Source organism: Acidobacteriaceae bacterium (assembly GCA_035944135.1).
Classification (GTDB): domain Bacteria; phylum Acidobacteriota; class Terriglobia; order Terriglobales; family Acidobacteriaceae; genus Granulicella.
In genome coordinates, this window is record DASZBM010000010.1 from 66,536 (window position 1) to 85,328 (window position 18,793).

Below are 18,793 nucleotides of genomic sequence, written 5' to 3' on the forward strand. Positions count from 1 at the left end.
TGCCTCCTTCGGGGATAGAGAAGTCGTATCGCGCATCCTACGCCCTCCGCGCAACGCCCGTCGCACGCGGGGCACATCGAAAAAAAAGTACCCCCCCCATCCTCTAACTTGTCTCGTTTCAAGACTTTGACTGTAACTGAAACATTCGAGGGAATTTAGCAGAAGGTCCAAGCCCAAACCGTGCAATTTCAAGATTTTGCGCAAATTTGCCGGGGGGAGGGGTAGGGTTAGTAGGATTCTGCACACGTCACAAAGGAACACAGTATGAGGATCCAAGGCTCCACTATTATCCCCAGCCTCCGCTACCACGACGCGCATGCTGCTATCGACTGGCTCGTCCGCGTCTTCGGCTTCGAAAAGCAAGCGGTATTCGAAGGGCCGAACAATACCGTCGCGCACGCGCAGCTTACGCGCGGCAAGGGGATGCTCATGCTCGGCTCAGTGACAGACGCCGATCACGTCTACGCGCGCCGCTGGATCGACGTGAAAGAGACCGGCGGCCGCGAGACCGTCGGCCTGTGTATCATCGCCGACAGCAACGACGACTGCGTGGCCATCTACGAGCGCGTGAAAGCGGCTGGGGTCGAGATCGTGCAGGAGCTCAACGCGCCCGAGTACGGCGGCAAGAGCTTTTCCTGCTGCGACCCCGAAGGCCACATCTGGTGGGTCGGCAGCTACAACCCGTGGGCCGGCCAGTCAGCTCCCGCGGCGGAGGGAACCGCATGAGTCTGAACCCCTATGCCCCAGAGCTTGGCCAGCGTGACCCGGTCGAAGTGATGGAAGCCACGCCGGCGAGGCTCGAGGCGCTGCTCGGAAAATTGAGCAGTGAGCAGATTGAGAAGCGGCCTGCTCCGGACAAATGGAGCATTCGCGAAATCATCGCGCATCTCGCCGATTGCGAACTTGCGTTCGGATTCCGGCTGCGCCAGGGAGCGGCCGGTGTCGACATACAGCCCTTTGACCAGGACGACTGGGCGCGCAACTACAGCGCGTATAGCGCCGCGGCAGCCATGGCTACCTATCGCGCATTACGTGCGTGGAATGTGGCGTTCGTGCGGTCGTTGACGCAACAGCAGAAAACGTTCGAGATCAATCATCCTGAGCGCGGAACGATGCCCGTCTGGACGATCGTGGAGACGATGGCCGGCCACGATCTCCATCATCTCGAGCGCTTGGAGAAGCAAGTCAGCGAGTCAGCGGGTTAGCGGGTCAGTGGGTGTGCACGGTGGTTTGTTGCTTGTGCAGCTCTGTTTCGAACGCCTGCTGTCGCTCGGCAATGGCAGCCTTGTAGCCGTTGGGATCGATCCAGACTGAGTCGCCCTGCTGCGGCATTCGCGCCAGCTTGGCCAGCATGTCGAAGTATTGGCCGTGCGCGCCGAGGAAGATATCGCAGGGCAGCGAGCGAAAGACAGCGAAGGCGTGCTCGTAATCCTGCGCGATGCCGGGATACGATGCGGGTTTGCCGTGCGCGGCGACGAGCCGATAGCCCGGATTCACATTCCAGCTTCCAACGATGAGGACGTTGCGAAGCTTGTCGGCGGGCTCGCCGGGAAGGTGTACGCGCGTCGTCCAGGTGGTGCAGCCGCGCGTGTGGCCGGCGGTTTTGTGAGCCGTGAGTGTGACGTTGCCGAGCGTAACGGTGCTGCCATCGTGCAGGATGCGATCAACGTGCGCGCGAGGATATTGCGGCTTGGGACCGTAGGCGAAGTCGGTTGCGCCGCCGCTTTCGACAACGGGAACGTCGCCGTCCATCACCATGTATTTCGCATGCGTTTCGCGCAGGATTTGCGCGCTCCCGGCTGCGTGATCAGAATGCGCGTGGCTGATCAGCAGGATCCTGATGTCGCTCCAGTGAAAGCCGAGCTGCTCCACGCTGTGGCGGATCTGCGGAGGCGAGGTTTCGAGGTTGGAGTTGATCAGGATGTCGCCCTGCGGCGTGGTGATAAGGTAAGACGCGAGATCGCGGCTGCCGACGTAGTAGAGATTGTCGGCGATGCGGAACGGCGTGATCTGGGTGGTCCAGTCCGGGTGCTCGTCGGCGCGGGTGGCGGTCGCGAGGAGCAAGGGGAAGAGCAGGATGAGGATGAGGCGGCGCATTTGTTATGGGTAGCCGATTCGGGGGTGGGGAAAGCTGTGGAGGAACCAGGGAAGACACGGTTCGGTTTGTTTCGAGTTGCGAGTGTGAGTTGGCAGGAAAGACTTTGACGCGAAGGGCGCCAAGATTCGCAAAGGTGCGCCACGGCGGTTGTTACTCCAGGGTGGCGTTTACATCGCGGACGAGATTGCGGATGTAGCTGCGCCGGTTAAGCAGCGCGATCATGGATTGTTTGGCGCGGTCGCGGGCGGCGGGGTCGTTGGTGTCTTCGGCGGCGTCCCACTTGGACCAGAGCGCTTCGAGCTGCTGCTGCGCGTCGTTGAGCATGGCGGTGAACTTCGTGCGTGCGGCTTCGAGGTCGGCGCGAGTTTGCGGATCGTCATCGCCCATCTGCTTTGCCATGCGCATCTCTTCGAGCTGCATGTTGAGCTCAAAGGCTTCTTCGAGAAGATCGGGGGGCGCGACCTGCTTCTTCTCCGTGCCGGCAGCGCGAGCGGCGTCGGTCGCGGCACGAGACTGCTCTTCGAGTTGGATTCCCTCGAGCTGGAGCAGATATTCGGTTCTCGCGATGGGGTCCCGCAGGGTACGATAGGCGTCGTTCAGTCGCGAACTGGCCGCAAGCGCTGCCTCCTGCTCGGCGGCGGGCCGAGAGGCGAAGCGGTCCGGGTGCAGCTTTCGTGAATGCGCGTAGAAGGACTTTTCGAGTGCCGCCGTATCGATGTTGAGGTGGCGGGGAAGGTCGAACTGCGTGAAGTAATTGGGCTGGCCGTTCTTCTGGTCGTCGTGACTCATGCCGTCTCTTAGGGTACTTTGTCGGGCCTGGAATCCAAATCAGGAGCTAATTCATGCCAAAGTTTGTTATCGAGCGCGAGATTCCCGGCCTGGGAGGTTGGACTCCGGAGCAGTTGAAGGCTGCTTCGCAAACGTCTTGTGGAGTGCTGAACAAGCTGGGGCCACAGATTCAGTGGCTGCAGTCCTATGCGACTAAAGACAAGCTGTACTGCATCTACATCGCGCCCAATGCCGAGATGGTTCGCGAGCATGCGAAGCTGGGTGGGTTTCCGGCGAATTCAGTGGAGGAAGTGACGACGGTGATTGATCCGACGACGGCGGAATGAGCTACGCGGAGAAGCTGCTGCCGCAGCCGCAGGATTTCGTCGAGTTTGGATTGATGAAGTTGAAGCCCTGGCGCATGAGGGTCTCTTCGAAGTCCAGCACCATGCCCGCGAGGTAGAGGAAGGACTTGGGGTCGACGAAGACGCGGATGGGCTTGGCGCCGCTCGGGTCGTTGGGGGTTTCGACGCCGGCGCCGAAGACGAAGACGCGATCGCGCTCGCGAGGCTGCGTGTCGAAGCGGATGTTGTAGCTGAGGCCGGAGCAGCCGCCGCCCTGAATGCCGAGGCGCAGGCCGCCGGCGTCGGGCGAGATGCCCTCTTTGGCCATGGCGATGCGGATGCGCTTGAGGGCGTTCTTCGTGATCTCGACGGCAGCTTTCGCGCGAGGCTCCTGGCCTTCGGCGGTGAGGAGCGTCATGCCCGCCAACGGGTCCTTCGACGTCTCGGTAGAGGCGCCGGGCTTGGGGGCAGCGGTTCCGGGTTGGAGGAGGGTCGACATTAGTTAGGGCAGAAAAGCAGATCCCCTTCGGGGATGACAGCAAGAAAAGCGGCATGCAAAAGCCGGCGGAGCGCAGAGACTCGCCGGCTCTTGGAGGTGTGCAACTTAGTTCGCGGCGACCGCAGCAGCCGGGGTAGCTTCGGCGACCTGGTTCTTCTTCTTCCAGTCGCCGATCGCGGCGCGGATGGCGTCTTCGGCCAGCACCGAGCAATGAATCTTCACCGGCGGAAGCGAGAGCTCCTTGACGATGTCGGTGTTCGAGATCTTGAGCGCGTCTTCCACGGTCTTGCCCTTGACCCACTCGGTGGCGAGCGAGCTGGAGGCGATGGCCGAGCCGCAGCCGAAGGTCTTGAACTTCGCGTCCTCGATGACCTGGGTCTCGGGGTTCACCTTGATCTGGAGGCGCATGACGTCGCCGCACTCGGGGGCGCCGACCAGGCCGGTGCCGACCTCGGCGGAGTTCTTATCGAGGGTGCCCACATTTCGGGGGTGCTCGTAGTGGTCAACAACCTTGTCGCTATATGCCATGGGAAAACTCCTGTCCTTTAGATGATAACTCGGACTGTTTCGGTGCGAAAGGGTGATTTATGGCTGTTTGGGATGTTCGTCGTGATACGCCTGGAGGCTGGTTTCGCCGTTGGGCAGCTTCCAGCGGCGGCAGATGATGATGAACCAAATGAAGTTGAGCGCCGCGACGGTCGAGGCGACGACCAGGACCGGGACGAAGTAGCGGGCGTGCGGGCCGTGCGGGTCGACAAAAGTAAGAGGCACTACCAGGGCGGCTGTTTCCGCCAGGCCGAAGGCGAACGCGAAGAAGAACTTGGACCAGCTCCAGAGGCCCGCCGCCCGTTCCTGGCGGATGCCGTGAGCCATGAAGACGATCTGCAGAAGCGCGAAGAGAACCCATGCCATTGCAAGATCCTGGGCCCTCAGTAGGGCTGGCCGTTGCCGTGGACCTTGGTGTCCTGCGTCCACGTGCCCTTGAGCACGCCATTGGGATTGCTGTTGACGTCGTTGGTCTGATACCACTGCCCCTGCCCGTTGGACCACGTTGTGCCGTAGGCGTTCGAGACCTTGACCGTGCCGCCGGCGCCGGTGACGGTTTGTTGATCGAGCGCGTAGTCGACCCAGTCGGAGGCTGCCGTGGATCGGGCGTTCATGGCGGCGTTCGCGTTGTTCATCGAGCTGTGGAAGCTGGCTTCCTGCTGCTGCATGAAGGCCTCGTGATTGGCCTGCATTCTTTGCATACTCTGCTCGAATTGCTGATGAAGCATGCTGCTCTCCTGCTGCTCCTGGCGGGCGAGTGCAGACAGCATGGCCTGACCCTGTCGCTGCTGGCGTTGCAGGACGGCCGAGAACCATTGCGGATCGGGCGTGACCTTCGGCATGTTCGTGCTGTCGACGAGCTGGATGAGCTGGTCAAGCTTCCCTTGCGGGGCGCGGAGCACCTCTGTGAAGGCGATGCAGCCGCCTCCTGCAAGGGGGCCGGAATCACGCGTGCCGCATTGCAGCCGGACGAGTACGCGCTGGTCGATGACAAAGGAACCGTTGACGGTCTGGAAGTGAAGCGCTGCGGTGTCTCCGGTGTTGTGGGCCTGCAGCGCGGGCATCAGACGCGCGTTGCCGGCGTTCATGTTGTCGGCGTACTTCTGCGCGGCCTGCTGAACCAGCGCTGAGACGGGCATGGGACCGATGATGTGGACGCCGCCCTGAATGGTGCCGACGAAGTACTGCGCGAACTGGGCGGCCGACATCGGGCCGGGAAGCGGGAGACAGCCACGGTTCGCGCCGGGGGGTGGAGCCGCCTTGCTCCAGCGCCAGCCGAAGATCGGCATGAGGCGGAGCTCGGTGAGGCCGTCGGAGGCGTAGGCACGGAAGACCGGAGACGGAATGTTGTTGCACGGGTTCGTCGTCACCGTGCCGTCGAGCTTCCAGCCGGAAGGGATGGTCACGGTGAAGGCGGTCTCGTTGTTCATCGAGGGGTCAGTGACCGTCGCCGTCGTGGTGGTCGAGGGGATGGCAGACTGGGTTGGCTGCGATGCGGCGGACGGCGCAGAAGAGGGCGCCGTGGCGGCTGCAGTGGAGGAGGTCTTACAGCCGGCGGCCGGCAAAACGAAAAGAGCGCAGACGAGCGCGGAAGCGAACGGAAGTCGCATGGATTCTCCGGAACGGAGCAGGATTGGGCCGGGTGACGGGGAATCATATCGCGGCAAGGACGCTGCGTCGAAGAAAAATTTGGGGTGCTGGATTGAGGGGGGCGAAGCAGCCAGCTACTTTGTGTCGCTATTTGCGGCGGCCGGCGGTGGGACATCATCGCTGGAACCGTCGCCGTATGTCGCATACGGAACCGCCCACGGGCTTGTCGGCATGGTCTGCAATGTGGCAAGGTCGCGCTGTACGGCAGCCCAGGCGGCGGGATCCTTCTTCGTGGCGAAGGGAAGTGAGAGGTCCGCGTAGTAGGCCAGGATGTCTTCCTTAATACCGGGGGGAACAGGGTCCGTCGGTGTTTGCGTCAGACCGTGGAGAAGATAGGCGTAGGTCTGGTCGGTGAGCGGATATCCAGCCGGCTTCACGGGATTGCCGGTATCGAGATCGCGGTTGAGCAGCGGATGGTGCGGGTCGATTGAACCACGCGGCACAGCTTGCGACGAACCGGGCTTCGCCGGCAGCGGATCGGTTGGCGGCGGAAGCGCGTGCGTGTCTGCGGATGCGGCCTCTTGTGCTGACGGCTTGGTGGACGGTGGAGGAGTGAACCGCCGAAGAGCGTGGTTGAGCGCATCTGTCGACCGGATCACTGAGTGCACGTAATCCAGCTCCGTTTGTGATGTCGGCCCTTTGACGGCGGTGAGCTTCAGAGGCCCAAACTTCGGCACGATGAAGATGAGGCCGGCGAGCGTGTACGTGAGGGGGCCGGCATGCTTGCGGTACTCGTCCCAATGGTTCTGTTGCTCGACTGCCTTCACTTCGGCCATGAGCCGCTGGACGTCGGGATCAGAATCCACCTCGGCTGGCTCATGATGGCGATGCAGCAGTGTTGTTGCGTAAGCGACTCGAGGAATGAAGCGGTGCACAGCCCAGCGATAGGCGCTCACGTTCACGCGATGGTGGCGCGTCTGCGTGAAGTCTTCGCGAAGACCATAGGTCTGGTAGAAGGCCAGCGCGAGCTGTCGTGTCGGGACCTCGAGACCGACGTGACGCAGGTAAGTCACCGGAGCAAAGCGGTGATTTGCGATCTCGTCGATGTCAAAGGCAAACTCGGTCTGGACGTGCTGATGCTCGCCTTCGGCATAGTTCACGACATTGCCATAGCGTCTGCGGAGTTTGGGAAACTCTACGGGAACAGCCAGATTCGTAGCCTGTGAGTGGCCGACGCTGTCGCCGATGTAATGCGAGAGTGCGCCGACTGCGAACGCCAGCTCGTCAGCATTGCCGGCGTTCCGGAACAAATTCACGATGAAGTCGCCGGAGCGGACGTAGTGCGTCAGGTTCGAAAAATTCTTGTCGCCGAACGGGTAGTAGCCGATGTCCTGGATGACGCATCCGCCATAGGCATAGGCGCGGGCGTGCTCGAGCTCGTCGGGGGTGAGAGTGGGATACCGGCTGAGCAGGAGCGGAACGATGGATGTGTTCCAGGTGAGATCGATGAGCTGCTCGTGTGTGAGCACCGAATAGCCGAAGGCCCGGGAACTGATGCTAAGAAAACAAAGCAGCAGCGTGACCGCAACTTGCAGGCGAAGACGCATAGCCGTGTGATGCCTGAAGCTCGCCAGGAGCATGTCTCCGCGGCGTTTATGATCAGGAGCCGCCCGAAAAAGCCTTCCAGAACACATAGAGAAGCAGCACAACGAACGCCCAGAAGGCGATGTGCGCCGGGATATTCCGTCGAACCTTGAGTTGCTGTCTTGCTTTTTCCCGGAAGCGGTCTTTCATACGCCCTCCGTCAGCGCCTGCCATAGTAGCGCATCCGGGGCCTGCTTTCGTTAGCATAAAGAAGATGTTGACGCTGACTGCTGCCGAGGTGCGCGTTCTGGGCGCGCTGATTGAAAAGGGAATCACGACGCCGGAGTACTACCCGCTGAGCCTGAATGCGCTGGTGAACGCGTGCAACCAGAAGTCCAGTCGTGACCCGGTCATGGAGCTGAGCGAAGCGGATGCCCGTACGGCGCTGTTTGAGTTGGAGCAGCTCGGGTTGGTGCGGGTTCAGGCCGATTCCAGGGTCTCCAAGTTCGAACACCTGGCGTACGGGAAGCTCGGGCTCGGCCGGCCGGAGACTGCTGTCCTCGGACTGCTTTTGCTGCGCGGCCCGCAGACGGCTGCCGAGCTGCGCGCCCGCGCCGAACGCATGTACACGTTTGATGACGTGGCTGCGGTTACTGCAGTGCTCGATCGCCTTGCCGCGCGCGAGGAGCCACTGGTTGTGCAGCTCGCACGCCAGCCGGGCGCACGCGAGAGCCGCTGGATTCACCGGCTGAGCGGCGAGGTGGAAGCTCACAGCGCTGCTGGTGTAGGTGCTGTCCCAATGGCCGCCCCGGCGAGCGATTTACAACGCCGAATCGGTGAGCTGGAGCAGTTGGTGCAAGCGCTTGAAGAGCGCGTGCGTGCGCTCGAAGGCACGAGCCAGGCGTCGCCCGGGTAACTACCGTGCCGCCGCGCGCGCGATGAGCGTTGCGACGTATGCCGCGCCGAAGCCGTTATCGATGTTGACCACCGTCACATTCGGGCTGCAGGAGTTCAGCATTCCCAGCAGCGCCGCCGCGCCGCCGAAGCTGGCTCCGTACCCGACCGACGTTGGTACCGCGATCACCGGGACAGCAACCAGCCCGCCGACCACAGAGGGCAGTGCGCCCTCCATGCCCGCGCATACGATCACCACATTCGCTTCGCGAAGACTCTCATTGACGGCCAGCAGACGGTGCAGACCGGCGACGCCAACGTCATAGAACCGCGAAACACGCCCGCCAAAAGTCTCTGCAGCGATTGCAGCCTCCTCGGCGACCGGAAGATCGCTTGTCCCCGCGCACACGACGGCGATGTGACCGCGACCGTCTTCGGCCTTTGATTGCCGAAGGGCCAGCAGCTTCGCGACGGAGTGATACTGCGCCTCGGGATGTGCCGCAAGGACGAGGTGCGCAGTCGCTTCGTCAGCGTGCGTTGCGAGCACATTCACGCCCGACGCGGCCAGCCTCTCGAAGATAGCCGCCGTCTGCTCCGGCGATTTGCCGCGAGCGTAGATGACCTCCGGAAGTCCCGACCGCAGACTTCGGTGATGATCGATGCGCGTGTGCCCGATGTCTTCGAACGGCAACCTCGCGAGGCGGTCGGCAGCGTCACGCGTTGTGAGCTCGCCCCTCTCCACCTGCGCGAGAAGCTCGAGGATCGATGAGCGCGTCATGCTTGCTTCGCTGTGGCAGCGGCGAGTGCGGCCCGCAGCACCTCTTTCACGGGAACACCTGTGCGATCGGCTGCGGCACGGCAGTCTTCGAACTCGGGTGCAAGGTTTCGTGCCTCGCCGTCAGTTGTTGTTGCTCGCTTCACACGGATGGGGCCGAACGGGGTTTCTACCGTGATGATTTCCCGCTGGAGAATCAGGCGCGATTCGCGGCGCGTGCGAATTCCGAGGGTCGATGTCTCGCGAAAGATCAGATCAGCAACCGTCGACTCGCTGCCAGGTGCGCACAGCACCGTCAGCAGCGTCCCCGGCCTGCCCTTCTTCATCTGCACTGGCGCAAGCATCACGTCGAGTGCGCCGAGTGCGAGGGCACGCTCGGCAACGAAGGCAAGAATCTGCGGCGAACAGTCATCCAGCGCAGTCTCAAGCACGATGACCTCGTCGGTCTGGTGTGCCTGATGATCGGCATAACTTTCGCCGATTGTGAGTCGCAGCACGTTGGGGAATCCGGCCGGATTGCGCGTGCCTGCGCCGTAACCGATTCGGTCGACACGCATCGCTGGCTGAGGGGCAAACGTCGGCTCCAGAACACGCAAAAGCGCTGCTCCCGTGGGTGTCAGCAGCTCCTTCTCCACGTGCGCGGAGTAGGTCGGCAACCCCCGCAGCAACTCGGCCGCAGCCGGTGCGGGAACTGGAAAGCGGCCATGCGCGCAATCGACCATGCCTCCACCAACATTGAGAGCGGACGAGTGCCAGCGGCCGATGTTGAGGTGCACAATTCCAGCGCAGCACGCGACGATGTCCACGATCGCATCAACGCCGCCCACCTCGTGGAAGTGAATCTCGTCGACAGGGACGTTGTGAATCTTCGCCTCCGCAGCACCTAGCAGATCGAAGGCGCGCACTGCCAGCTCGCGCACGCGGCCATCGAGCGGGGCCGCGGAGATCAACGCTCGAATCTGCCGGAGCGATCGGCCATGCGTGTGCTCCTGCGAATGCGTGTGCTCTTCGTGATGATGATGGCCGCCCTTATGCAGATGCTGCGTCGTTGGCGCGTGCGAATGGCTGTGCGTATGTTGCTCCGGCAACTGCGAGTCCTCGTGCGCCTCTTCTATGACATGACCGTGCTCCAGCACGTGGACCTTCGTCGCGGTTATGCCGCTGCGATCAACCTTTTCGATCCTGAGCGACGCGCCGATGTTGAGCGCGTCAACGGCACCTTCAAGCACGGACGCAGGAACGCCTACGTCGATCAGTGCCCCAAGAAACATATCGCCGGACGCGCCGGCAAAGCATTCAAGATAAGCGAGACGCATGAAACTCCGTTTGACGCCGCAACAAGGCAGCCATCTCCAGTTTGCCAGCTTTGCTCAGTGTGCGTTGCGCCTCAGCGCGTGCCGATTGCAGAAACCGGCAGGAGCGCATTCATCGATCCGGAGCGGAAGCCTTCAAGATCAAGCGTGATGTACCGGAAGCCGAGTGCGCGAAGCTCGCTGCTGATGCGCTCGAACATGTCGAGCGAGAACGCCCGCGGAAGCTCGTCCCTGGTCAGCTCAATTCGCGCCAGCTCACCGTGATGACGCACGCGGAGCTGCGTAAACCCAAGCGCATGCAGTGCCGCCTCTGCAGCCTCCACCTGCGCAAGCGCCTGCGCAGTGACCGCGCGACCGTACTCGATGCGCGAGCTGAGGCAGGCAGACGCAGGCTTATCCGCGAGCGAAAGGCCTGCGGCGCGAGCGAGCGTGCGGATCTCCGCCTTGCGAAGTCCAGCTTCAGCCAGCGGAGCGATCGCGTGGTGCATCACGGCCGCGCGCTGACCGGGCCGGAAGTCGCCATCGTCATCGAGGTTGCGGCCATACGCAATGTGCGTAAAGCCGCGTGCAGCCCGGAGCCGCTCCATCTGCGTAAACAACTCGTCCTTGCAGTGGAAGCAACGCTGCGCGTCATTGCGCTGGTAGTCGGGATTCGCGAGCTCGTTGGTCACAAGCGTCTCGACCGGAATCGAGTGCTCTTTCGCAAACGCGAGCGCCGCCGCCAACTCTGCGCGCGGCAGCGAAGCTGAGTCCGCGATCACCGCGAGCATCCGTGTGCCGAGAACCTGATGCGCAACAAACGCCAGATACGCGGAGTCGGTTCCTCCGGAGTAAGCGACGAGCAGTGAGTCCAGCGAGGCGAGGCGGTCGAGAAGCACTGTGTGCTTCTGCGTAAGTTCCGGCGGGGAGATTGTGGTCATGTGGTTCCAGCTTTGATTCTCGTCAGTGGACTGGTTTGAAGTCAAAGTAGGCGAAATTCATGTTGCCGTTCGTGAGGACGTGGACGGTGAGCACGTTTTTCCGCTCCCGAGCGGTGCATTCCCGACTCCATTTTGTTCCAAGACAAACGTTATTCATTGACCGTCCAGCACACGGAAGCATACACTCGCGCCGGCAGCTCTGGAGCAATGTGGATGAAGCAGAAGGATGCACCGCTGAATAGTCGGCGAAGTTTCTTGAAGTCCGGAGCGGCGATTGCGACGGGCGTGATCGCTTCGTCTGCGGCAGGCGAAGGGGGTTCAGCACGGGCGGCGAAGCCAGTTCAAGACCTGATGCCGACGCGCAACCTTGGCAAAACGGGGTTTCGCTGCACGATCTTCGGCATGGGTGGGCAGGGTGCGCTGGAAAAGCCCAACAACGAAGCTGTGGCCCTGCCGATGATTCAACGCGCTCTCGAGTTAGGAGTGAACTACTTCGACACATCGGCGATCTATGGCGGCCCGGAGCGGTGGAGCGAGCAGTATTTGGGCAAAGGACTCAAGGGCGCTCGCGACCAGGTCTTCATAGCGAGCAAGACAAAGGAACGAACGCGCGACGCAGCGCTCAAGAATCTTGAGGTCTCGCTCAAGCTGCTGGACACAGATCACATCGATACCTGGCAACTGCATGATGTAGGGATTCAGGAGGATGTTGACCAGATCTTTGGCAAGGGCGGAGCCATTGAAGCGTTGATGCAGGCCCATGATCAGAAGATGGTGCGGCATCTCGGCGTGACCGGAAGATTTCGGCCGGAGGCGCTGATGGAGTCCATACGGCGCTTCCCATTCGACACAATTCTGATGGCGGTGAATGCCGCAGACAAGTACTACTACCCGTTTGAAAAAGACCTGCTGCCCATGGCGGTTGAAAAGCAAATGGGCATTATCGGGATGAAGGTGATGGCGCGCGGTCGCATCCTTTCGAGCTGGACCCCGCCGCCCGTGGAAGTGCAGAAGCGGTCTTGGGAGGGACGCGGCGCGATTGCGACAACCCCGGGAACGCTGACCAAGCAGGAGACGTTCTTCTACAACCTGTCGCTGCCAATCAGCACCGCGATCATCGGGTGCGATTCAGTGGAACAGGTAGAGGAGTGCGCCGAATTAGCGCGAGCCTTTACGCCTTTGAGCCAAGCCCAGATGGACGAATTGGAAGCAAAGGTTGAGCCCGTCGCGAAACAGGCGTTGTTCTTCCGGCTGATGGAACGATAATCAACGGGATCGGCGCTCGCTAAGGACGAGAAAAAACCCACCGCGAACGGTGGGCTTTCCTTGTATGTGAATTGGAAACTAGTGCGCGGCCCACTCGATCTTCGTGAGGTCGATGCCTTCCTTGACCATCTCGTACAGCGGCGAGAGCTGGCGCAGGTGCTGCACCACGTTGATCAGCTTGTCGGCAACGTAATCGATCTCGGCCTTGGTGTTGAAGCGGCCAATGCCGAACCGGATAGAGCTGTGCGCGACGTCATCGCCAAGGCCAAGCGCTTTGAGGACGTAGCTGGGCTCGAGCGTCGCCGAGGTGCAGGCAGAGCCGGACGATACCGCGATGTCATTGATGCCCATCAACAGGCTCTCGCCCTCAACATAGATGAAGCTCATGTTCAGGTTGCCGGGCAGATGATGCTCCATGTTGCCGTTCACCTGCGTGTAGTCAATCGCAGTCTCCAGCTTCTTGCGCAGGTAGTCGCGAAGCTCCTTCTCGCGCTCTGCCTCGGCGGCCATTTCCTCACCGCAGATCTCGCAAGCCTTGCCCAGGCCGGCGATGCCCGGCACGTTCAGCGTGCCCGAACGCATGCCGCGCTCGTGGCCGCCGCCGTTCTGCTGCTCGGCGATCTGCACGCGCGGATTGCGGCGGCGAACATACAGCGCGCCGACACCCTTCGGTCCATAGATCTTATGACCCGAGAGGCTCATGACGTCGATGTTGTCGTCGATCACGTTGACCGGAATCTTGCCCACAGCCTGCACGCCGTCCGTGTGGAACAGCACGCCCTTCTCATGGCACAGCTTGCCGATCTCACGGATCGGCTGAATCACGCCGATCTCGTTATTCGCGTACATGATCGAGACGAGGATGGTTTTGTCGTCGATCGCGCGCCGCAGGTCTTCGATGTCGATCAGACCATCCGCCTGAACAGGCAGATAGGTCACGCGGTAGCCGTTTTTCTCGAGCTTCTTGCAGGTGTCGAGCACGGCTTTGTGCTCCGTCACCTGGGTGATGATGTGGTTGCCGCGCTCGCGGTACATCTCCGCGATGCCCTTGATCGCGAGATTGTTCGACTCCGTCGCGCCGGAGGTGAAGATGATCTCCTTGGCAGTGGCGCCGATGAGTTTGGCCACCTGTTCGCGCGCCTTTTCGACGGCGGCCTCAGCCTCCCAGCCGAAGCTGTGGTTGCGGCTGGCCGCGTTGCCGAAGATGCCCGTGAGGTACGGCATCATGGCCTCGAGTACGCGCGGGTCGAGCGGCGTGGTCGCGTGGTTGTCCATGTAGATGGGCAGCTTCACGCCCGGGGGCAGCGTCTCGCTGGTGTGGGTGACGTTCATTCCGAGGGTCTCAGCCATGATGTGTACTCCTGATTCCAGATCCGTAATCCGTTGAAAAGCTTAAATCGCGATAGTGACAAGGCCGCCTGCAACCGGTGCGGGCGGCAAAGATGTGTCTGCCGGCTCGACGAGATCGGCGATGCTGAGTCCGCTCAGCATGTCCTTGATCGAGTCGTTGACCTTGCGCAGCGGCTCTTTGATGGTGCAGGTGCCGTGCAGGTCGCAGGTGCCGTGAATCGTTATGCAACTGGTAATAAACAATGGACCGTCGATGGCGCGAATGACCTCGAAGGCGTTAATCTCCGATGCCGGGCGGCCCAGCGAGTATCCTCCGTTTGTCCCGGCCGTGGAAACCAGAATGCCTGCCCGCGTCAGCGTCTGCAGAATCTTGGCCAGCAGTTGCGGTGGAATGTGATACGCCTCGGCAATCGCCTTGGCCGAGGCACTGGCGGAGTGCGCCAGCCGGCCGCGCACCTCTGGCTCCGCCTGCTCAGCCAGGTACTTCAGGGCCATCAGGCCGTAGTCCGCTTTTTTGGTCAGGCGCAGCATGTTCGGTATGGCCAAATCGCTGACGATGCGTGGATTTTGGGCCATTCTTAGTGTACGGCGCGTTGTCGAGCGAAGCAAGACCAACGGGGTCGCAATTCCGCGCCTCAAGGAGCCAGCAGATGAAGGATGACGTGCACATCAGGCCGATTCGCCCGAAGGACTCCGCCGCCGCAGCCCAGCTCGCGGCGCAGCTCGGCTACGCGCGCACCGCAGAGCAGATTTGTGATTGGGTGCAACAGCTTGACGGACGAACGGACCGGGCGGCCTTCATCGCGGAGGTCAATGGCGAGGTCGTCGGCTGGGTCGAGGTATCGCTTGCGCACCATCTTCAATCCGACCCGTCCGGGCTTATCGGTGGTCTTGTCGTCAAAGAGGCGCTCCGGGGCGCGGGCATCGGCCGCCGACTGTGCGAGGAGGCGGAACGCTGGACGCTGGAGCAGGGAGTCAACCAGATTCGCGTCACCTCTCGCAGCACACGCGAAGCCGCGCACCGCTTTTACCTGCGCGACGGCTATCGCCAGGTGAAGCTCTCGATGGTCTTCGAGAAGACGCTGGCGCCCTGATCGTGTGAACCCGCGCATCCTGAAGAGCCGGAATCAGATACCATGCAAAAGCGCACCTGTGGCCGACCCTGTGACCGATCTTCGACAAGTCCGCTCTGCGCCCAACCTCCTCACGATGCTGCGGCTCTTCACCGTGCCGTTTCTCGTCATCGAGATCCTGGACGCGCACTGGAAGATCGCCTTCCTGCTCCTCTGGCTCGCCGGCCTCTCGGACGGACTCGACGGCCTGCTGGCGCGCGCTCTCAAACAGCGGACCACCCTCGGCCAGTTCCTCGATCCCATCGCCGACAAGGCTCTGCTCAGCACGCTCTTCCTTGTGCTCACGCACGTCGGCGTCATCCCGCGCTACGTTACGGTGCTCGTCTTCAGCCGCGATCTCGGCATTCTGCTCATCTCCACGCTGCTCTACGTCACGAACATCCTTCGCGACTTCAGCCCGACGTGGCTCGGCAAGGCCAACACCTGCCTCCAGATTCTCACCGTGCTTCTCGTGATGACTGCGAAGGTCGTCACCGGCTGGCATCTCGGCCCACTGACCGGCTGGCTGTTGCGAACCATCGCCATTGTCGCGCCGCTCTCCGCCGCGCAATATGCCTGGATCACGCTGCGCAAAGTGCAGAACCAGGGAGACACTCAATCTCAGGCGCAGCCTTCGTGAACGCCCGGTCACACCGGGAACCTTCGGAGAAACCGGTCTCATACGGGACAACCCGCGCTCTGGTATGCGAACATGCCAGAACTTGGATAGTGTCCTCTAGCGGCGTTCTCTGCAGTCCCGAACGCATGGAAGTGGCGCTCATCGCTGTACTGTATTGCAGGAGTTTTGGGGAGACGACACATGTCAAATGGGCAGAGCCGCGCTTTGTGGCTGCTGGTACGAAGTGCACTGACAGGAGCGCTCGGTGGTCTGCTCTTCGGCTTTGACACGGCCGTCATCGCCGGCACGACGCACGCTCTCCAGATTCACTACGCACTCTCGGAAGCCCAGAAGGGCTTCACCGTCGCCATCGCGCTGTACGGCACGGTGGCTGGCGCGATGCTCGCCGGACCTTTCGGGCAGCGGATCGGCAGCCGCAGCGCCCTGCGCTGGATGGGGCTGCTTTACGTCATCTCCGCCGTCGGCTGTGCGTTCGCCGGCCCCTGGTGGAGCCTCCTCGCGTTCCGTGCCCTCGGTGGCCTGGGCATCGGCGGCTCGTCTGTCCTCGGCCCCGTTTACATCGCCGAACTCGCGCCGGCGAAGTGGCGCGGCCGCCTGGTCGGTCTCTTTCAGATCAACATCGTGATCGGCATCCTGCTTGCCTACCTCTCGAACGCGATCGTCGCGCACTTTGTCCCTGCACTGGATATTCAGTGGCGCTGGGAGTTCGGGGTAGGCGTGCTTCCTGCCGTGCTGTTCCTGGTGCTGCTGCTCACCGTTCCGCAGAGCTCTCGCTGGCTGGTCTCGCAGAGCCGGTTTGAGGAGGCGCAGCGCATCCTGTTCCAGATGGGCTCGCCCGACTCCGAGGCCGAGGTCGACGCCATCCGAAAATCCCTCGAGGCCGAGAGCGGCGCCGCCCACGATCACCTCTTCGTCAGCCGATATAAGCTGCTCATCTTCCTCGCCATCTCCATCGGTTTCTTCAATCAGCTCTCCGGCATCAACGCGATTCTCTACTACCTCAACGACATCTTCCGCGCCGCAGGCTTCAGCGCCATGAGCGCCAACGTGCAGGCAGTCATCATCGGCGCGGCGAACCTCGGTGCGACATTCATAGGCATCGCCCTGATCGACAAGCTCGGCCGCAAGACCCTGCTGTTGATTGGCGCCCTAGGCGATGCGGTCTGCCTCATCGGCGTAGCGCTGGTCTATACCTCGAACTCCCATCAAAGCCTGTTGCTACCGCTGCTCATCGGCTTCATCGTCTTCTTCGCCATCTCGCAGGGCGCGGTCATCTGGGTGTACCTCAGCGAGGTCTTCCCGACCAACGTCCGCTCCAAGGGTCAGGGCCTCGGCTCCAGCTCTCACTGGGTGATGAATGCGGCGATCGCGACCGTTTTCCCGGTCATCGCCGCCTACAATCGGGCCGCGCCGTTCTGGTTCTTTGCGGCGATGATGGTGGTGGAGTTCTTCGTCGTCCTCATGATCTACCCGGAAACCAAGGGGCAAAGCCTTGAAAGCATGAGCCAGCACCTGGGACTGCATTAGCGCGGGACTGCATTAGCGCGGTTCAGGGTTGCCGCTGCGGCCCCGGCCACGGTACACTACGGTGTACGCATTTTAGGCGCGTAGCTCAGTTGGTTAGAGCGCTACCTTGACACGGTAGAGGTCGTTGGTTCGAATCCAATCGTGCCTACCATTCTTCCCTTTTGAGTCGTCCCACGGGGCCTCGGGGAGTTCGGTTAGAGTTTGCGACACAAGTTTGGCTGTTCTGGAGATTGTTATGGCACAGGTATGTGAGTTTTGCGGCAAGGGGCCGCAGTTCGGGAACAACATCTCGCACGCGCACAACGTGACGCGGCGTCGGTGGAATCCTAACCTGCAGACGGTAAAGGCACTTACAAACGGGGTTGCGAAGCGGGTTCGCGTCTGCACAAGCTGCATCAAGGCCGGCAAGATCGTTAAGGGTTAACCGGTCCCGGCATTTACAATCGGCGCGAACACATCTCACGAGTGAGGTTGCGCAGAATGTCGGTGGATACGGAACTGCTCGTTCAGTCCCTCAGGAAACGCGGACACACAGTCGAGGGCGTCATCAAGGTCCCGGATAATGCCGGCGACTACGAGTTCATCGTCGACGGAGCGACGCTTACCCTTGAAGAGACTCGCGCTCTTCTCGAAGTCGACCAGGAGCGGGATGAGCGCGCCCGGGTCCCTCACAAGACACCCGCCGCGACATAACCGAATCGCACTTCCTGCAGAAAACCCTCGCCGACGCGAGGGTTTTCTGCTGTTCGTCCGTGGTCTCTCACTTGTTCTCAAAATCGAGTGACGCGGAATTGATGCAGTAGCGCTGCCCGGTCGGCTTGGGACCGTCCGGAAACAGGTGTCCCAGGTGCGATCCGCAGGTCGCGCATGTCACCTCGATCCGCCGCATTCCGTAACTGGAATCGTCGTGCAGTTCCACGGCATCCGCGGAAACCGGCTCGAAGAAGCTCGGCCAGCCCGACCCGGATTCAAATTTCGTCTCCGACTTGAACAGCGGAGCATTGCACGCCGCGCAGTGATAGATCCCGTCCGCATGGTTGTTCACCAGCGCACCTGTAAACGCGCGTTCCGTGCCCTTCTCGCGAAGAACGTGAAATTGCTCGGGAGTCAGGCGCTTCCGCCACTCGTCTTCGCTGATCTGCACCTTTTGCTTCTGTGCACTCTCACGAGCTTTGGGCTCATCTTTTGCTGTCGCCGCATCACTCAGTGGTCCTGCTGCGGGGATCTCTGGCATGGTCGATCTCCTTTGCTGTCAATTATGACTCCACCGGCGCTCCCGAGTCCCGCGCGCCCCCCAAGAAGCCTTTCAAAGCTCCTCTTCCGTCAAGATTCGAACTTCAAACGATCTACGTGGTGGAAAGTTTTCCAGAGGCATTTAGGCTGGCTTCTATAGAGGTAAATCCTAGAAGACAAGCGATTTACCTTGAAATCCACGTAGTCTATAACGTTCGGAGTCCAAACGAATGGCCCGAAAAATGGGAAAAACGGGTTGCCAAAAGTAAATCGGCCAGAGTAATGTTGGCGCGCTATCAGGGAAACATAGAAACGTCACGGTAACGATCTAGGC

At 61.5% G+C, this 18,793-nt stretch carries 24 protein-coding genes and 1 tRNA gene; 11 read left to right on the plus strand and 14 right to left on the minus strand.

Annotated elements, in window-relative coordinates; all coding sequences use genetic code 11:
* Positions 1–264 precede the first annotated feature (264 nt).
* Both VGU25_14700 and VGU25_14705 read left to right on the plus strand, forming a co-directional pair.
* Entirely contained in the window at positions 265–726 is a 462-nt protein-coding gene (locus VGU25_14700) for a VOC family protein (GenBank protein ID HEV2578451.1), read from the plus strand.
* Positions 723–1,205: a DinB family protein gene (locus VGU25_14705; GenBank protein HEV2578452.1), complete on the plus strand. Its 483-nt coding sequence runs from the start codon at positions 723–725 to the stop codon at positions 1,203–1,205. Before VGU25_14700 ends, VGU25_14705 begins: the two co-directional genes overlap by 4 nt.
* A gap of 4 nt (positions 1,206–1,209) precedes the next feature.
* Here VGU25_14705 and bla read toward each other — a convergent pair whose 3' ends face one another.
* Entirely contained in the window at positions 1,210–2,097 is an 888-nt protein-coding gene (bla, locus tag VGU25_14710; GenBank protein HEV2578453.1) for a subclass B3 metallo-beta-lactamase, read from the minus strand.
* A 151-nt stretch (positions 2,098–2,248) separates the two neighbouring features.
* Positions 2,249–2,887, minus strand: coding sequence for a Fe-S protein assembly co-chaperone HscB (gene hscB, locus VGU25_14715; GenBank protein ID HEV2578454.1), 639 nt, complete (start codon positions 2,885–2,887; stop codon positions 2,249–2,251).
* Positions 2,888–2,940: 53 nt separating this feature from the next.
* Between hscB and VGU25_14720 the strand changes: the two genes are divergently transcribed.
* Positions 2,941–3,213 (plus strand): DUF4242 domain-containing protein, encoded by a 273-nt coding sequence (locus tag VGU25_14720; GenBank protein ID HEV2578455.1) that lies wholly within the window; start codon positions 2,941–2,943, stop codon positions 3,211–3,213.
* Between the two features lies 1 nt (position 3,214).
* Here the strand turns inward: VGU25_14720 and VGU25_14725 are convergent, their stop codons facing one another.
* The 6 genes from VGU25_14725 to VGU25_14750 form a co-directional block, all read right to left on the minus strand.
* Complete coding sequence (locus VGU25_14725; GenBank protein HEV2578456.1) at positions 3,215–3,628, minus strand: iron-sulfur cluster assembly accessory protein; 414 nt, start codon at positions 3,626–3,628, stop codon at positions 3,215–3,217.
* Between the two features lie 186 nt (positions 3,629–3,814).
* On the minus strand, positions 3,815–4,237 hold the full coding sequence (iscU, locus tag VGU25_14730) for a Fe-S cluster assembly scaffold IscU (GenBank protein ID HEV2578457.1): 423 nt from the start codon (positions 4,235–4,237) through the stop codon (positions 3,815–3,817).
* Positions 4,238–4,294: 57 nt separating this feature from the next.
* Entirely contained in the window at positions 4,295–4,621 is a 327-nt protein-coding gene (locus VGU25_14735) for a hypothetical protein (protein HEV2578458.1), read from the minus strand.
* 17 nt (positions 4,622–4,638) lie between these two features.
* On the minus strand, positions 4,639–5,865 hold the full coding sequence (locus VGU25_14740) for a hypothetical protein (protein ID HEV2578459.1): 1,227 nt from the start codon (positions 5,863–5,865) through the stop codon (positions 4,639–4,641).
* A 114-nt stretch (positions 5,866–5,979) separates the two neighbouring features.
* The gene (locus tag VGU25_14745) at positions 5,980–7,452 is read right to left on the minus strand and encodes a zinc dependent phospholipase C family protein (GenBank protein HEV2578460.1); all 1,473 of its coding nucleotides are present in this window, start codon (positions 7,450–7,452) and stop codon (positions 5,980–5,982) included.
* A 52-nt stretch (positions 7,453–7,504) separates the two neighbouring features.
* Entirely contained in the window at positions 7,505–7,639 is a 135-nt protein-coding gene (locus tag VGU25_14750) for a hypothetical protein (GenBank protein HEV2578461.1), read from the minus strand.
* Between the two features lie 64 nt (positions 7,640–7,703).
* On the opposite strand from VGU25_14750, the gene VGU25_14755 reads away from it, so the two are divergent.
* Entirely contained in the window at positions 7,704–8,345 is a 642-nt protein-coding gene (locus VGU25_14755; GenBank protein HEV2578462.1) for a YceH family protein, read from the plus strand.
* Here the strand turns inward: VGU25_14755 and larB are convergent, their stop codons facing one another.
* The 3 genes from larB to larE all read right to left on the minus strand — a co-directional run bounded on the left by larB (position 8,346) and on the right by larE (position 11,331).
* The gene (gene larB, locus VGU25_14760) at positions 8,346–9,101 is read right to left on the minus strand and encodes a nickel pincer cofactor biosynthesis protein LarB (protein HEV2578463.1); all 756 of its coding nucleotides are present in this window, start codon (positions 9,099–9,101) and stop codon (positions 8,346–8,348) included.
* Complete coding sequence (gene larC, locus VGU25_14765) at positions 9,098–10,414, minus strand: nickel pincer cofactor biosynthesis protein LarC (protein ID HEV2578464.1); 1,317 nt, start codon at positions 10,412–10,414, stop codon at positions 9,098–9,100. The genes larB and larC overlap by 4 nt, the downstream gene beginning before the upstream one ends.
* Positions 10,415–10,485: 71 nt before the next feature.
* Positions 10,486–11,331 (minus strand): ATP-dependent sacrificial sulfur transferase LarE, encoded by an 846-nt coding sequence (gene larE / locus VGU25_14770; protein HEV2578465.1) that lies wholly within the window; start codon positions 11,329–11,331, stop codon positions 10,486–10,488.
* A gap of 213 nt (positions 11,332–11,544) precedes the next feature.
* Between larE and VGU25_14775 the strand changes: the two genes are divergently transcribed.
* Positions 11,545–12,597, plus strand: a complete 1,053-nt coding sequence (locus VGU25_14775) for an aldo/keto reductase (GenBank protein ID HEV2578466.1) — start codon at positions 11,545–11,547, stop codon at positions 12,595–12,597.
* Positions 12,598–12,675: 78 nt separating this feature from the next.
* Here the strand turns inward: VGU25_14775 and VGU25_14780 are convergent, their stop codons facing one another.
* On the minus strand, positions 12,676–13,947 hold the full coding sequence (locus VGU25_14780; GenBank protein HEV2578467.1) for an IscS subfamily cysteine desulfurase: 1,272 nt from the start codon (positions 13,945–13,947) through the stop codon (positions 12,676–12,678).
* 42 nt (positions 13,948–13,989) lie between these two features.
* Positions 13,990–14,478: an Rrf2 family transcriptional regulator gene (locus VGU25_14785; GenBank protein HEV2578468.1), complete on the minus strand. Its 489-nt coding sequence runs from the start codon at positions 14,476–14,478 to the stop codon at positions 13,990–13,992.
* Positions 14,479–14,597: 119 nt separating this feature from the next.
* Between VGU25_14785 and VGU25_14790 the strand changes: the two genes are divergently transcribed.
* The 6 genes from VGU25_14790 (at position 14,598) to VGU25_14815 (ending at position 17,919) form a co-directional block, all read left to right on the plus strand.
* Positions 14,598–15,041, plus strand: coding sequence for a GNAT family N-acetyltransferase (locus VGU25_14790; GenBank protein HEV2578469.1), 444 nt, complete (start codon positions 14,598–14,600; stop codon positions 15,039–15,041).
* Between the two features lie 58 nt (positions 15,042–15,099).
* On the plus strand, positions 15,100–15,699 hold the full coding sequence (locus VGU25_14795) for a CDP-alcohol phosphatidyltransferase family protein (protein ID HEV2578470.1): 600 nt from the start codon (positions 15,100–15,102) through the stop codon (positions 15,697–15,699).
* A gap of 180 nt (positions 15,700–15,879) precedes the next feature.
* The gene (locus VGU25_14800; protein HEV2578471.1) at positions 15,880–17,226 is read left to right on the plus strand and encodes a sugar porter family MFS transporter; all 1,347 of its coding nucleotides are present in this window, start codon (positions 15,880–15,882) and stop codon (positions 17,224–17,226) included.
* Between the two features lie 74 nt (positions 17,227–17,300).
* Positions 17,301–17,377: transfer RNA gene (locus tag VGU25_14805), tRNA-Val, on the plus strand.
* An 84-nt stretch (positions 17,378–17,461) separates the two neighbouring features.
* Positions 17,462–17,650 carry a 50S ribosomal protein L28 gene (gene rpmB, locus VGU25_14810; protein HEV2578472.1) on the plus strand — a complete coding sequence of 63 codons (189 nt, stop codon included), beginning with the start codon at positions 17,462–17,464 and terminating at the stop codon, positions 17,648–17,650.
* A gap of 56 nt (positions 17,651–17,706) precedes the next feature.
* Positions 17,707–17,919 (plus strand): hypothetical protein, encoded by a 213-nt coding sequence (locus VGU25_14815; protein ID HEV2578473.1) that lies wholly within the window; start codon positions 17,707–17,709, stop codon positions 17,917–17,919.
* 67 nt (positions 17,920–17,986) lie between these two features.
* Here VGU25_14815 and msrB read toward each other — a convergent pair whose 3' ends face one another.
* Positions 17,987–18,460 carry a peptide-methionine (R)-S-oxide reductase MsrB gene (msrB, locus tag VGU25_14820; GenBank protein ID HEV2578474.1) on the minus strand — a complete coding sequence of 158 codons (474 nt, stop codon included), beginning with the start codon at positions 18,458–18,460 and terminating at the stop codon, positions 17,987–17,989.
* Between the last annotated feature and the right edge of the window lie 333 nt (positions 18,461–18,793).